We start from the raw sequence: 12,938 nt of genomic DNA, 5'->3' as shown, positions 1-12,938 counted from the left end.
GTGCGCAGACGCGGCGGGCGCGGCTATCTACAAATTGCACGGGGGCGCTGATCCAGGCCTCACCGAGCGCAAGCCGTGGTGCATCGGCTTCCAGGCAGACCGACGGCTGCTGAGGGAAGAACGGCGGCTGGATTCCGCGGCGTGGCGCCTCGTGCACGTCGAAAACTGCAACTCCCTGCGGCAAGGCGTGAACATGAGCGTCAGTCATCGGTCCAATCCAGAGGCCAACGGCCTGCTTCGCCTGTATGTCGCCGGCGATGGGCCGGGCGCCCGTCGGGCGCTGGCAAGCCGTCTGAGGATAGTGGAGGAGTTGGCCGGCGGTATCGAAATCCAGGTCGTCGACGTCGTCGCGGATCCTGACGAGGCGGAAAGGGCCGGCATTCTAGCGACGCCGACGCTCTCGGATGAGTCAACCATCCCTCCACGACGGCTGATTGGCGACATCAGCAACATCGCTCAGGTTCTCGACTATTTCGGTTATCGCAAGAAGGACAGTGGCTATGACCACAGCTGAAGAGATCCTCATCGATCCCGCGCTCGAACGCGTCAGGACCGGTATCGAGGCTTTCGACGATCTTGTGATGGGCGGCCTGCCGCGCGGGCGCACCACCATCGTCGGAGGCACGCCCGGCAGTGGCAAGACTGTATTTGCGACGCAGTTTCTGGCCCACGGCATCACCGTGCTCGACGAGCCCGGCGTCTTCGTCACGTTCGAGGAATCGCCGGTCGAGATCGAGGTCAACATGGCTAGCTTCGGCTGGGACATCCGTCGCTGGCGCGAGATGAACAAGCTGGTCTTCGTCGACGCCAGCCCGCGTGACCACGACCAGATGGTTGTCGGCAATTTCGATCTGTCAGGCTTGCTGACGCGTGTCCTGCACGCTGCGCGAAACGCCGCGGCGAAGCGCATCGTGCTGGATTCCGTCACCCAGCTCTTCGACCACTTCGTCGCGGAGCAGACATCGGTCCGTCGGGAACTCCTTCGCATTGCGACAGCGCTAAAGAGGGATGGTTTGACGGTGCTAATGACCGCCGAACGCAACAGCGAGTATGGCGAGATCTCCCGCCACCGGATCGAGGAGTTTGTTGCCGACAACGTCGTAATCCTGCGCAACGCGCTCGACCGCGAGCGACGCAGGCGTACGATCGAAGTTCTCAAGATGCGGGGCAGCCGCCACGTGGAGGGCGAGGTGCCGATCACGCTTGTGGTGAAGCAAGGCATAGTGGCAGTGCCACTGTCTTCACTGCGGCTCGAGCAGCAATCCAGCACCAAGCGGGTGACGAGCGGCAATCCGGAACTCGACAGGATGTGTGGCGGTGGATTTTTCCGCGACAGCATCACCCTCGTCAGCGGTGCGACGGGCACCGGAAAGACCCTGCTGGTGACAAACTTTCTGGCAGGCGGCGCGGCGGCTGGCGAACGTGCCTTGCTGGTCGGCTACGAAGAGAGCCGCGGCCAGATGTTCCGCAATGCGCGCGGCTGGGGCGTCGACTTCGAGGCCATGGAGGCGGATGGCCGGCTGAAGGTCGTTTGCATTTACCCGGAAGCGCAGAACTTGCCGGACCACCTGTTGATGATCCGCGAGCTCATTGAAGAGTTCAAGCCTGACCGGATCGCTATCGACAGCCTGTCGGCATTGGAACGGATCGCACCAGAGACCGGTTTCCGGGAATTCCTAATCAGCCTCACTTCCTTCATCAAGAAACACGAGATCGCTGGCCTTTGCACGGCCACCAACAAATCGCTCGTCGGCGGCCAGAGTGCTAGCGAACAGCATATTTCAACCCTCACGGACTCGATCATCCTATTGCGGTACATCCAGGAAGGGGATTTCATGCATCGGGGGATCATGGTGCTGAAAATGCGCGGCAGCGAGCATGACAAGCAGATTCGGCGCTTCACAATCGACGGCACCGGCATGCATCTCGGTCAGCCCTTCGACGGCGCACCCGACGTGTTCGGCGACTCCGCCGCGTCTTGGCGTGAGGAGCGTTGAGATGGCGTGCGGCGCAGCCGAAATCTCCGACCAACACGGCGACGCAAATCTGACGGGCATCAGCCAACTCGACTTTCGACGGCTGATCGAAACCACGGCCGACGGGGTTCTGGTTGTCGATCTGTCGGGAACGGTGCTTTATGCAAATCCGGCGGCCGCCGCGATCTTCGGTTATCCGGCTGCCGATCTCGTCCACATCCCCCTCGGCCGGCCGGTCATATCGGGTGAAACCACGGAAATCACCGTCCACAGACCCAATCAAGCACCAGCCGAAGTGGAAATACGGACGGTTGAACTTAGCTGGGACGGTAGGCCGGCGCTGCTTGCCAGTCTTCGCGACGTCTCCGCGCAACGCGCGCAGCAGGAGCGTCGACGTCAATCGCAAAAGCTCGAAGCGATCGGCCGGCTCGCTGCCGGCATCGTTCACGACATCAACAATCTGCTCGCGGTGTTCGAATCGGGGCTGCGACTGCTTCAGAAGCAGCTGCGCGAGGATCCTGCGAATCCGAACGCGGCGATGCTGATTGAAGAGTTGCTCAAACGAACGCAAAACGGCAGTGCGCTGACGCAGCAATTGCTCGCGTTCTCTCGCGCACAGTCGCTGTATCCGGAGACAATCGACCTGAATGGACGTATCGAAGCCGTCACGATGCTGCTGGAGCGGACGCTGGGGAACGGGATCAGCATCAGGCTTGAGCTGGATCCGGCACTTGGCCCCGTCGTTGTCGATGCCAATCAGCTAGACGTCGCCATCCTGAACCTGGCTGTGAATGCCAAGGACGCGATGGCCGGCCGGGGCACGCTGGCGATCGAGACCAGCGGTACTCCCGGCAACATCGAAGACGTGCCCGCTCCGGCTGCCTCTTTTGTTCGGGTCACGGTCAGCGATACGGGTTGCGGGATGAGCAAGGAGGTCCTGGCCCACGTGTTTGAGCCGTTCTTTACGACCAAGGCCGATGGCCGGGGAACCGGACTTGGGCTTAGCCAGGTTTACGGCTTCATCAAGCAGTCCGGGGGGCATGTTAGGATCGAGAGTGCGGTCGGCGAGGGAACAAGCGTTCATCTCTTTCTTCCCCGCGCGCCAAGCACAGGAAATGAGGAACTGCAAATGCAGGGCGAGATCAGGCTCAACACACGTCGGTGAAAAAAGCGGCCTGTGTTTCGGCTGCCGATGTACCTGGCCGCAACGCCTACAACGGCAGACCGCACCCGTAGCGGTTGAAAAAAGCGGGCCCGGAGATCCGGGCCCGCCAGAGATGCTGGTCAGGCCGTTGAAAGCGGACGGTCGCCGAAGAACCAGAGGCTTCCGGCAGCCAAGGCCGCTACGATCACTCCCACGACCACATGTACCCACATGGCCGTTGTCAGGGCCGAGAAACCGAGGGCCCAGGGCGAGATCAGCGTCCACAGCCCAACCACCAGGTTTGCCCATTCCTCATAGGCATGGAACGCAACCAGCGCACCCACGGCGATCAGGGCAATCACCGCACCGGCGATCCAGGCGTTCCAGGCCGCATAGGTTTCAGCCGCAAATCCAAAATACCAAGGCGACAGTACCAGCGCTATGCCGGCGATCACATTGACGATATCGATCGCCGGACGACTTTCAGTTTTCAGCCATTTCTCCATTGCTCATCCTCCTTTCCTGACATGGTGAGTGCGCCGCCCTCTGAGCGACGGCGGGTGCGGCAGCCAGGGATTGACCTTTGCCACCGCGAAGCTTTCTTCGTCGGCCGGGCCGTCCCCGGCCATCGCGCGGAACCGAACCGGCCAGAACAAAGGACTTGATCTCGTCGGGCTGGAAGCGGTTGCCGGCGATCTCGCGCAGGGCGAGTTCGACGGGCGCCGTCGCTTCGTCGGTCAGGCGCTCAGCACCCCGGCTGAGCGCACGAGCGCGCCCCGCCACGGCGACGGCCAGTGCGAAACGGTTCGGCAGCGTATTTTCACAATCGAGCACAGTCAGCCGATCCATGACGACCCTCACATTGCCTTCTGCTTCTGTTCAGGAATAGAAACGGCCAGGTTCGCTGCCGTAACTGGCTCCAGCGCGAGCAGGGCCAATTCCACTTCGTCCAGCCGCGTCGGACGCGCGTTTTCCGGCATCCCCTCGGCCGTGGCGAGATCGACCAGATACTCGTTCCACGCCCAGTTTCGCAGGATTGCGCGTTTCTCGTCGGCTGTCAGAAGAGGATCGACGACCACGTCCATCGGCGATGCATAAAGCGCCTCCGGGTCCGTCAGCGCCGGTCCATAATGCGGCGCCTGCGAAACTGCGCCGTGGCTGCTTTGCAGCAAAGCCAACTGGAGGCGGTTCCAGACAACGTCTGCGCCGGCCTGCAGCGGGTTGTCCGCGTCAGACGATTCGACACTGGACTTTTCGGCCGCCGGGCTTCCTTGAACAGCGTAGGCAAGCCCCTGCCGTTCGGCATAGTCGATGGCCGCCTGAGCCGTTGGAAATTCGAGCTCCACCTGGGTCAGCGTGTCACCACTTGCGGTGTAGCCCATCAGCGGTTCAATGACCGGCGCAGTACGCCGCTCGAACAACAGCCGCCACCCTTTCGGCCGCGCACGGCTTGAGGTCATGACTGAGCGGCAAGGCTTGTAGATCCGCGCGACGGCATCACGCGGGAACTCGGATCGCCCGAGCGACGGCGCTCGCCCGCGTTTCTCGTTTGCCGGTCCGAGATTTTCTACGACTGGTGTGACTTTTCTTTCTTGCTTCTGCATCACTCATCCCTCCCATTTTTGGCGAAGGATGCGCCGGAGGCAGCGGGCTGCCGCCTCCGACTTGGTCCATGCGTCAGTGGGTGATCGGGATGCGCTTCACCTTCGACTGCGCGTTCGGGTTCTTCGGCAGCGTCAGGATCAGGACGCCATTGGCAAAGGACGCCTTGACCTTGTCGTCCTCGACCTCGTAGCCGAGGGGTATGCGCCGCTCGAAGCGACCGTAGAAGCGCTCGGAGTAATCCTTCTCCTCGGTTTCCGACCGCTTTTCGCCACGCAGGGTCAGCACATCTTCGTCGAGCAGGACTTCGATGTCCTTCTCTTCCATGCCGGGAACCTCGGCGGTGACGCGAAGCTCGTTGTCCGACTCCGAAATCTCCACCTTCGGCCAGCCCCCATCGAAGGGCGAAAGCTGTCCCACAGCAGGCAAGCGCGTCTCGAAGCTCCTCAACATATCATCAAAGAGCCTGTTTACCTCGCGGTGAAGCGACAGGAACGGGTCGCCACCGCTATAGATGCTGGGGGCCTGGTTGTTGCTGTTGCGGCCCCACGGAATAAGGTCACGCACGTTCATGGTTATTCACCTCCACGTTCAACCGCGCGGCACCGGGCGATTACCGGTGCCTGTCGCTTCTGATTCACTCTGACTTCAGGCAGCGTTCTTTTCGGCGTCGATCTGCCGCGGCGCTGCCTTTGCCGGACTGCCTGCGAAGGCGATCCGGCGCGGTTTCATCTCTTCGGGAAGCTCGCGCTTGAGATCGATGTTCAGCAGCCCCTTGTCCAAGCTGGCGCCGACGACTTTCACATGGTCGGCCAGTTCGAACCGACGCTCGAAGGCGCGCCCGGCAATGCCGCGATAGAGATACTGGCCGTCATCATCGCCAGATTGCGACCCGCTCACAACCAGCAGGTTAGGTTGATGAGTGATAGTCAGCTGTTCCTGCGAGAAGCCGGCAACCGCCATGGTGATGCGATAGGCGTCCTCACCAGCCTTGGCGATGTCATAGGGCGGCCAATTGTCTATCGCAGTGACACGGCTCGCATTTTCCAGCATGTTCAAAATCCGGTCGAAGCCGATGCTGGACCGGAACAGAGGGGTGAAATCGAGGTTTGTCCTCATAGCCACATCCTCCTTCGAGCAACATGGATACAAGGAGACGCCAAGAGCCTTGGCGCCTCCTGGACTTGTGCCGGCCCCATGTGGCGGCCGGCGATCAACATTTATAACAGTGATTTACACGTTCAAGGGGCCTATAGGAAAATTTTCAGCCAGAGAACACGTCTGCCCCGCCAGCGAATCCTCGCCGGCGGGCGGATGCCTCGGATGAAGAGCGTGGCTGCGCTCCACTCAAAGTCGATCGACGGATGCTGCAAGACCGGTGACCGCAATGCTGTCGATCTCACGACCGCGACCGGTGCCGGGAAGCTTCTCCAACTGATCCAATTGGCGCAACGCATCCATGATGGCATCGAAGCTGACCGGTTCGGTTGCTCCCGGCGGCATGCGCAGCGCCGGCACCGATTCCACTGCACATGCATCCGATGCCCATGACGAAAGGATTGCACGCTTCTCCTGGACGTCCAGCGTCACGTCGGTCAGCACGTCCTGGGGTCGCTCGAAATGCCGTGCCGGATGGAGTAACCGGTCAAGAAAAGCATCAGAGCCCACGGGCCCGATCGGGGGAAAACTCGTCGAAATGGCTCCTTCCATCGATAGTTCTCCGCTTTGAACAGTCTCCTCTGTTGACGTCATGTTTGGTGGCTCTCTCGCGATTTCCACCAGCTGAAATTTTGGAGAGTTTCGAGCAAATTTCAATGGCCCCGCAAGGCCACATCCCCGCCGTTCAGCCTACCATAAACATTTTTTCAAACCGGTGAAACAATCGGCGTGAATGTCAGTTCTTGGGTTCGCGCAGCAGCGCCAGGGCGGTCGGGCAGGAGAACCAATCATGTCTTACATTTCCGGGAAGCGACTTTGCATTGGCTTCGTCGCAGGAATTTTGATGCTCACGGCTGCCGGCTTTGCTCCAGTTTCAGCACAGGAAATTCCGAACGACTTCAGCGCAATCGTGCGTCAGAAACTGCCGGCCGTGGTCGCGATCACGACGAGGCAGATCATCCAGGACCAAACGATGCTCGACGACTTTCTCAACCCCTTCGACAGCCGCGGGCCTGCCCAGCCGCAGGTGCGAGAAGCTCTTGGCTCTGGCTTTGTGGTCAGTCCCGAGGGCTACATCGTCACCAACAATCATGTCGTGGCCGACTCCACCGAAATCCACGTCGTATTCTCCGATAGGGAGACTTCGCCCGCGCGACTTGTGGGCCGCGATCCAGCGACCGACATTGCGGTGCTGAAGGTCGATCCACGCCCCAACATGACGGCCACCGCCTGGGGTGACTCTGACGCAATGCAGCCGGGGGCCTGGACGATCGCGATTGGCAGTCCCTTCGGGCTCGGGGGAACCGTTACCGTCGGCGTTCTTTCCGCCCGCTCGCGCGACATCCAAGCCGGCCCTTACGACGATTTCCTTCAGACAGACGCCTCGATTAATAGAGGCAATTCCGGCGGCCCTCTGTTTAACGCGCGCGGCGAAGTGATCGGGGTCAACACGGCCATCGTCTCTCCGTCCGGCGGCAGCATAGGCATCGGGTTCGCCGTGCCCTCCCGAACTGCACGAAGCGTTGCTGATCAGCTGATCCGCACCGGCCGCATCGAGCGCGGGTTCATCGGAGTGCGCCTCCAGGAGGTGACGCCGCCGCTTGCCCAGTCACTTGGCATATCAAGCACCAAGGGAGCGCTGGTCGCCTCGGTCGAGCCCGGCAGTCCGGCGGAGAAGGCCGGCTTGCAATCGGGGGACGTGATCACCCGGTTCAACGGCAAAGATATCCAGGGCGTCCATGACTTGACATTGGCGGCAGCGAACGAAAAGCCAGGGTCGAAAGCGACGTTGACAAGGAACCGCGGCGGCTCCCAGCAGGAGGTGGAGCTCACTGTGGGTCAACGCAAGAACGAGGAGGTGCAGACCGGTGCAGTTCCGAGTCCGGAAGCGGCGGACCAACCGCTCGGATTGTCGCTCAGCCCCATTCCTGACGAAGCGCGTCAACAACTCGGTCTCCAGCCGGGTACGACCGGAGTCTTCATCCAGGAAGTGGCGCCAAATAGCCTCGCCGCGGAGAACGGCCTTCGGCCTGGGGACGTCATCATCTCGGCCAACAACCGCAACGTGACGCAGCCTTCTGATATCCAGCAAGAGTGGACCAAATCCCGCCAGCAGAAAAAGCCCATCTTGTTCCGCATCGAAAGGCAAGGACAATCGCTTTTCGTTGCAGTGGCCGTTTCCTGACGCGGCGCTGCGTCAGGCCAGCCACGGTGACGAAGAAGTGGCCTTGATGGCCGCCCTCACGGCTGCTCAAGGCAAGGTCGCGGTTAGAGGCTGACCAAATTCCGACAATCCCGGCTTAGTGAACGGCGAGAGAGGAGGTGTTCCGCTGCTCCCTTTGAGGTGAAACTGTAGAAGACGTCTTCGACACGTGACCAAGTCCCTACGACCTCGCCGTCCTTGTCAATTACGTCTTCGGGTCGCGGCTCCCCGTGCCCATCCAGCAAGACATTTCAAATGTTGAGGCATCGTCACGGCGTTCTTTCCAACGCTCGAATCGCGACGAAGAAAGTGAGGTCGAATCGAGCAAAGATAATGCCTCGGGAGGCGACCTCTGGGTCCCTGTCACGAAGTGCATGTACGCAAAGCGACAACCAACTCGTAAGATGTTGCGCAATTGCACCGTCACGACATCTTAGTACCGGTGGACCCTACAGCCGTCGTCAAGAACTTCCGCATGGCATCCTTGCGCGCACTGTGATCGAGCGCATAATTTGCGCGCTCGAACTTCGCTCCATCGAGCAGAGCCTGAATGTAGCTAGCGACTGTGTCACCTGCCATTACGAGCGCAGTGTCTACCGTGTGGATGTAGCGGCTTGTGATCGTTCCGCGAGAATGTCCCACCAATGCAGCTATGGTCGACTCGGTAAAGCCGAGATCGTTTGCCACGCTCGCGAAGCTGTGACGAAGCACGTGGGGTGTCACGCTTTCAAGCGGTGTGTCTTTGACGAGCTTTTGCCATAGCTTGGGGAAGCCGACCAATGGCTTCCCTTCCTCCGTGCCAGGAAAAACAAAATCAGCCTCATCGCCGGACAATAGTGGCTTGAGCAACTCGACCACAGGCAGGCCGATAGCCCGAGTCGACGCACCTTCCTTGGAGTCCTCAAGCCTGATGCAACTGCGCTGAACATCGATCTCGCCCATTCGAAGATTGATGATCTCGCCTCGTCGACATCCTGTCATAGCGAGGGCTCGAACCATTTTCGTGGCCGTTGAAAACTGCGGGTCGAGAGCGGCGTCCGCGAGAATCTTGCCTAACGCTCTATACTCACGCTCGGTCAGGCGACGGTCACGGACGCGATCTTTTGGCTTACGAAAGCCGTGAACCGGATTCTTTTCGATGATCCCTTCTCTAACTGCATAGGAGAAGATGCTGCCGAGAAGACCGACGCCGCGCGAGCCGGTGCCAATGCCTCCGCGAACGATCGCTCGGCCACGCTTCTTCGTTTTGATGTCGGTTCGGGTCTTGCCGTTGGCAACGTCGCGCAGAAATTTGGCAATGTCTGCCATGGTGATCTCGGTCACTCTCCGGTTCCCGAGGAGCGGAAGGATGTGGCGCTTTATACGGCTACGGTCGATCTCCATAGTCGACGGCTTCTTGGGGCGACCGCCTTTGCCAGGTACAAGTCCGGCTTCACAATCAGCCAAATATCGGGTGCAAAGCTCTCTGACGGTAATCGTTTTGGCGTCGAGAAGTTTCGTTTCCGCAGGATTGTCGCCTTGCGCGATCCGACCGATCAATATGCGGGCCTCCTTTCGGGCCGCATCTGGTGCCCAGACCCCGTGGGGACCGATGGTGAATCGGCGGGTCCGACCTTTAGCTCGATATTGCACGAGGTAGCTGCGCTTACCGGATGAAAACACGCGCAGCCCAAAGCCAGGCAACTCATCATCCCAAAGGAAGTAGTCCGACTTTCCCGGTCCCGCTTGATCCACGGTTCGTTTGTTCAGCTTAGCCATCGCACACCTCAGGGTTCTGTCGAAGTGATCCCGCGGAAGCACCACGGAAGCACCCGGACGGAAACTCCGGCCTGCGGTAGGATACTGGCTTCGGTTTTTGGGTCGACAAAAAGTCAGTCGTCGTAGTAGCTTAGCGAACGATATCGTAGAAACAGAAGCTATTGAAAAGACTGGCTAAATCGGCCTCCGAAGGCAGAGGTCACAAGTTCGAATCTTGTCGGGTGCGCCAATTTCTCATTGCATAACAGGTAGTTAGCACTAGGCTTGCTTAGCTGAAGTCGTTCGGGGTTGAGCGGCGTAAGCGCTGAGAACCGCGCTCGGCTGCGGCTTCGCCAGCCTCAATTCGGATTTGGCGGCGTCGCAACTTTGCCTCCCCGAGCGAAACGCCCGAAACGCCTGGCAACCTCGCACATCCCGCTATGAGTGCCTGGACCCGAAACTCGTGATCAGGACGAGGATATCCGGTCGCGCCGGGCAAAGCGGCCAAGGAACCCGCCGCCGATCAGATCGTTTCGCGATATCTGGCCAGATCAACGGACCGAGGAGAGCTCGAAATTCGGCATGCTCGCAGTCGCGCGGTGCCGAATACCGGCCAGTTCCGCCAGTTTTAGGACTTTGGCTCAATGTTGCATGACGTCGACTATGTCCTGCGAAAACTCGATTGGCTGCGCGCCGAAGGCATCTGGCCCAACGGCTTGCGGTATCTTTGGACCGATGCATTCGGCGTCGTGCTCTATGTCTCGCTCTACACAGAAACTGGCGAAGAGCGCTGGCTGGGCGCGGCCGACCGGCTGGTGGCCGATGTCGAGCGTGTGCTCGGCCGCAGGCGCGGATTGAGGATCGGCGAGGCAGCGGATCGCGATGGCCAGTATTTCCATTATCTGGCGATGTGGCTGTTCGCCTTGGCGCGTCTGGGCGATCTGAAGCCGGAATACCGCAAGCGGGGCATTGCGCTGGCGCGTGACATTCACCCAGCCTTTGTGATCCCCGGCCGCGGCGTGATCTGGAAGATGCAGGAGGATCTGAGCAGCCCATATCCTGGCTACGGTCTCGGCAGCATGGATGCCTATGACGGCTACGTCTCTTACCGGATGCTCGGTGAGGACGCGCTAGCGGTCGAGATCGCGCAAATGCGCGACCTGATGGAGCGGGATTGGCGCACCCTCGACATCGAGCAGGACCTCGGCCTGGGCATGATGCTGTGGCTCGCCCATTTCTTTCCCGACGAGCCGTGGGCAGAGGCGCAGACGAGGCGTTCGCTGCGAACCCTGGAAACGATGTGGGTCGACCCGCCCGGCTATTTCAGCCGCGCCCCATGGCTGGGCGATACCAAGTTCGCCTTCACCAATTACGGCGTTTCACTCGGCCTGCAGGCCGCCGGTATCTGGCCGGGGCGTATCGACAGGCTGAACGCCTTCTTCGAGGACTGGCGCTCGGGCGACGAATACGACCGCGAGGCGATCACTTGGGTGATGGCCTGCACCTCGCACCTTCCCGGTGCTTTTCTGGCCAGGGGTGGCGAGGGATCGACTGAAAGCGACGGACCCCGGGAACGTTCCTCCGCCGACCCGGTTGTCGATGGAAGCGCATCGAGACGCAAGGGACACGGTTGAAATGGCCATTCTCTTGGGAAAACCGGGAAGCTGTTGGGTTGCGGCAGCCACCGCCGCGAACTTTCCCCGTCTCGAAGGTTCGCTCCGTGCGGACGCCGTTGTCGTGGGAGCTGGAATTGTCGGCCTGACGACGGCGCTTCGCCTTTGCGAGGCGGGCCGATCGGTGGTCGTCCTCGAAGGCCTGCGGACAGGCGGCCAGGTCACCGGCCGCTCGACGGCCAAGATCACCACGCAGCATGCCCTGATCTATCGTCATCTCATCGACACTATCGGCCTGGAGTTGGCCCAGGACTACGCCGACGCGAATTCCGCTGGCGCGCAACAAATCCGCGATTGGGTCAACAACTACGCGATCGCCTGCGATCTCGAGAGCAAGGACGCCTATACCTACACGTGCAGTGAAAGCCGGCGCGCGGAGGTCGTGGCCGAGGCGGAGGCCGCGCGCCAGGTCGGACTGGAGGCCGATCTCCTCGATCGCGCGCCGCTGCCTTTCGAAACGGCCGCAGCATTACGGTTCCCCGACCAGGCGCAGTTCAATCCAACGATGTATCTGATTGGCTTGGCGGCAGCGGTAACAGCCCATGGTGGTCGTATCTTCGAAAACAGCCGCGCCACCTCGATCGACGAGGCAAGCCGCTGGCGCGTCGTCACCGATGGCGGCGCCGTTGATGCCGGGGATGTCATCGTGGCCACCAACATGACGGTGAAGAGTCCCGTCGGCATGGCGAACCGGACGCAACCGCGCTGCCACACCGCCATGGCCTTTCGGATCGGTGATCCCCTCCCTGTCGACGGCATGTTCATCGGCATCGACGATCCGACGCATTCCATCCGCACGGGCCGTGACGCCGAAGGTCCACTGCTGGTCGCGCTCGGCCCCAAATTCAACACCGGCTGGGATGGCGACGTGGCGAAGCGGTTCATCGAACTGGAAAAATGGGCGAGAAAGAACCTTCCCCTCGGTGACGTTGCGTGGCGCTGGTGCAATGAGGACTATGACACGGCCGACAGGATCCCATACGCCGGCGAACCCGATCCCACCAAGGCGGCCGGCTTCCACATTGCCACTGGTTTTAACGCCTGGGGCATCACCAACGGAACGGTCGCGGGCACGATGATCGCCGACCTGATCTGCGGCCGCCCAAGCCGATGGCAAAAACTCTACGATCCGGCGCGGCCCTATCCCGAGGACTTCCACAAGAATGGCCGCAGTCAATCGATCGTCTCGAGCACGCACGATATTGCGCCCGGCATGGGTGGCGTGATCGTCAGGGGAGACGAAAAGATTGCGGCGTGGAGAGACACCGAAGGAACACTCCGGGCGGTTTCGGCGACCTGCACCCATAAAGGCTGCACCGTATCCTGGAACAATGCCGACCGCACCTGGGATTGTCCCTGCCACGGCTCGATCTTTGCCGCCGACGGTTCGCTCATCCACGGCCCCGCCCGAAAACCGCTTGCCCAGATTGCATTGTGAAAGCGGC

The 12,938-nt window shown here is 60.8% G+C and carries 13 protein-coding genes; 6 read left to right on the top strand and 7 right to left on the bottom strand.

Annotated features, from left to right (window positions below):
* Window positions 1–34: 34 nt before the first annotated feature.
* The 3 genes from LB526_RS21045 to LB526_RS21035 are packed head-to-tail and all read left to right on the top strand — an operon-like array spanning window position 35 to window position 3,141.
* Window positions 35–514, top strand: coding sequence for a circadian clock KaiB family protein (locus tag LB526_RS21045; protein ID WP_224525806.1), 480 nt, complete (start codon window positions 35–37; stop codon window positions 512–514).
* On the top strand, window positions 501–1,997 hold the full coding sequence (gene kaiC, locus LB526_RS21040; RefSeq protein WP_224546549.1) for a circadian clock protein KaiC: 1,497 nt from the start codon (window positions 501–503) through the stop codon (window positions 1,995–1,997). The genes LB526_RS21045 and kaiC overlap by 14 nt, the downstream gene beginning before the upstream one ends.
* A gap of 1 nt (window position 1,998) precedes the next feature.
* Window positions 1,999–3,141, top strand: a complete 1,143-nt coding sequence (locus tag LB526_RS21035; protein WP_224585950.1) for a two-component system sensor histidine kinase NtrB — start codon at window positions 1,999–2,001, stop codon at window positions 3,139–3,141.
* A 119-nt stretch (window positions 3,142–3,260) separates the two neighbouring features.
* Here the strand turns inward: LB526_RS21035 and LB526_RS21030 are convergent, their stop codons facing one another.
* The 6 genes from LB526_RS21030 to LB526_RS21005 all read right to left on the bottom strand — a co-directional run bounded on the left by LB526_RS21030 (window position 3,261) and on the right by LB526_RS21005 (window position 6,432).
* The gene (locus LB526_RS21030; protein WP_140715336.1) at window positions 3,261–3,626 is read right to left on the bottom strand and encodes an SPW repeat protein; all 366 of its coding nucleotides are present in this window, start codon (window positions 3,624–3,626) and stop codon (window positions 3,261–3,263) included.
* Window positions 3,604–3,969, bottom strand: a complete 366-nt coding sequence (locus tag LB526_RS21025) for a DNA-directed RNA polymerase subunit omega (RefSeq protein WP_224585948.1) — start codon at window positions 3,967–3,969, stop codon at window positions 3,604–3,606. The genes LB526_RS21030 and LB526_RS21025 overlap by 23 nt, the downstream gene beginning before the upstream one ends.
* Before the next feature lie 8 nt (window positions 3,970–3,977).
* Entirely contained in the window at window positions 3,978–4,724 is a 747-nt protein-coding gene (locus LB526_RS21020) for an NADH dehydrogenase ubiquinone Fe-S protein 4 (RefSeq protein ID WP_224585946.1), read from the bottom strand.
* 73 nt (window positions 4,725–4,797) lie between these two features.
* Window positions 4,798–5,295 carry an Hsp20/alpha crystallin family protein gene (locus LB526_RS21015; RefSeq protein WP_140715330.1) on the bottom strand — a complete coding sequence of 166 codons (498 nt, stop codon included), beginning with the start codon at window positions 5,293–5,295 and terminating at the stop codon, window positions 4,798–4,800.
* Between the two features lie 75 nt (window positions 5,296–5,370).
* Window positions 5,371–5,841 (bottom strand): Hsp20 family protein, encoded by a 471-nt coding sequence (locus LB526_RS21010; protein WP_224585944.1) that lies wholly within the window; start codon window positions 5,839–5,841, stop codon window positions 5,371–5,373.
* A 228-nt stretch (window positions 5,842–6,069) separates the two neighbouring features.
* The gene (locus LB526_RS21005) at window positions 6,070–6,432 is read right to left on the bottom strand and encodes a hypothetical protein (RefSeq protein ID WP_224585942.1); all 363 of its coding nucleotides are present in this window, start codon (window positions 6,430–6,432) and stop codon (window positions 6,070–6,072) included.
* Between the two features lie 238 nt (window positions 6,433–6,670).
* Here LB526_RS21005 and LB526_RS21000 point away from each other — a divergent pair, with 238 nt between their 5' ends.
* The gene (locus tag LB526_RS21000) at window positions 6,671–8,065 is read left to right on the top strand and encodes a Do family serine endopeptidase (RefSeq protein ID WP_224525820.1); all 1,395 of its coding nucleotides are present in this window, start codon (window positions 6,671–6,673) and stop codon (window positions 8,063–8,065) included.
* 441 nt (window positions 8,066–8,506) lie between these two features.
* On the opposite strand, the gene LB526_RS20995 is transcribed toward LB526_RS21000, so the two are convergent.
* The gene (locus LB526_RS20995; protein WP_224525824.1) at window positions 8,507–9,841 is read right to left on the bottom strand and encodes a tyrosine-type recombinase/integrase; all 1,335 of its coding nucleotides are present in this window, start codon (window positions 9,839–9,841) and stop codon (window positions 8,507–8,509) included.
* Between the two features lie 623 nt (window positions 9,842–10,464).
* Here LB526_RS20995 and LB526_RS20990 point away from each other — a divergent pair.
* Window positions 10,465–11,454: a hypothetical protein gene (locus tag LB526_RS20990; protein ID WP_224546544.1), complete on the top strand. Its 990-nt coding sequence runs from the start codon at window positions 10,465–10,467 to the stop codon at window positions 11,452–11,454.
* Between the two features lies 1 nt (window position 11,455).
* Window positions 11,456–12,931: an FAD-dependent oxidoreductase gene (locus LB526_RS20985; protein ID WP_224629604.1), complete on the top strand. Its 1,476-nt coding sequence runs from the start codon at window positions 11,456–11,458 to the stop codon at window positions 12,929–12,931.
* Window positions 12,932–12,938 lie beyond the last annotated feature (7 nt).

Origin of the sequence: Mesorhizobium sp. CA6, from assembly GCF_020165035.1 — a bacterium.
In the GTDB taxonomy this organism is placed as follows: Bacteria; Pseudomonadota; Alphaproteobacteria; order Rhizobiales; family Rhizobiaceae; genus Mesorhizobium.
This window is presented reverse-complemented; position numbering and strand designations above follow the sequence as displayed.

What these genes read in the sequence shown, in the direction of transcription:
- LB526_RS20995 (WP_224525824.1), bottom strand. Translation starts at nt 9,841, where the DNA reads ATGGCTAAGCTGAACAAACGAACCGTGGATCAAGCGGGACCGGGAAAG.
- LB526_RS21005 (WP_224585942.1), bottom strand. Translation starts at nt 6,432, where the DNA reads ATGGAAGGAGCCATTTCGACGAGTTTTCCCCCGATCGGGCCCGTGGGC.
- LB526_RS21000 (WP_224525820.1), top strand. Translation starts at nt 6,671, where the DNA reads ATGTCTTACATTTCCGGGAAGCGACTTTGCATTGGCTTCGTCGCAGGA.
- LB526_RS20990 (WP_224546544.1), top strand. Translation starts at nt 10,465, where the DNA reads ATGTTGCATGACGTCGACTATGTCCTGCGAAAACTCGATTGGCTGCGC.
- LB526_RS20985 (WP_224629604.1), top strand. Translation starts at nt 11,456, where the DNA reads ATGGCCATTCTCTTGGGAAAACCGGGAAGCTGTTGGGTTGCGGCAGCC.
- LB526_RS21015 (WP_140715330.1), bottom strand. Translation starts at nt 5,295, where the DNA reads ATGAACGTGCGTGACCTTATTCCGTGGGGCCGCAACAGCAACAACCAG.
- LB526_RS21025 (WP_224585948.1), bottom strand. Translation starts at nt 3,969, where the DNA reads ATGGATCGGCTGACTGTGCTCGATTGTGAAAATACGCTGCCGAACCGT.
- LB526_RS21020 (WP_224585946.1), bottom strand. Translation starts at nt 4,724, where the DNA reads ATGCAGAAGCAAGAAAGAAAAGTCACACCAGTCGTAGAAAATCTCGGA.
- LB526_RS21030 (WP_140715336.1), bottom strand. Translation starts at nt 3,626, where the DNA reads ATGGAGAAATGGCTGAAAACTGAAAGTCGTCCGGCGATCGATATCGTC.
- kaiC (WP_224546549.1), top strand. Translation starts at nt 501, where the DNA reads ATGACCACAGCTGAAGAGATCCTCATCGATCCCGCGCTCGAACGCGTC.
- LB526_RS21035 (WP_224585950.1), top strand. Translation starts at nt 1,999, where the DNA reads ATGGCGTGCGGCGCAGCCGAAATCTCCGACCAACACGGCGACGCAAAT.
- LB526_RS21010 (WP_224585944.1), bottom strand. Translation starts at nt 5,841, where the DNA reads ATGAGGACAAACCTCGATTTCACCCCTCTGTTCCGGTCCAGCATCGGC.